Raw genomic sequence first — 242 nt, 5'->3', positions numbered from 1 at the left:
TCCGGTGGCATTGGCGCTAGGACCTATTGCCGTCGCCTGTCCCCCTGAGGCCAGGGCCTCGGCCCCGACGGCGGTCGCGGCGGTTCCGCTGGCGTTGGCGTTGCGCCCCAAGGCCGTGGTGTCCTCTCCTGTGGCGTTGGCCAGGTAACCGGTGGCGGTAGCGCCTGCTCCAGCCGCCCTGGCCTGGTCACCAAGGGCTGTCGCCGCTGAGCCGGAGGCGTTGCTGCGGTAGCCGATGGCGA

General features: G+C 71.9%; 1 protein-coding gene. It reads right to left on the bottom strand.

What is annotated here, in order from left to right; all coding sequences use genetic code 11:
- On the bottom strand, positions 1-242 hold a 242-nt coding region (locus ACLNEE_RS17100), incomplete at both ends, for a hypothetical protein (RefSeq protein ID WP_412007473.1).

This window comes from Aphanothece stagnina RSMan2012, from assembly GCF_046764815.1.
GTDB lineage: Bacteria > Cyanobacteriota > Cyanobacteriia > PCC-6307 > Cyanobiaceae > NIES-981.
Note: the sequence above shows the minus strand (reverse complement) of the source record. Positions and strands in the feature narration are given on the sequence as shown.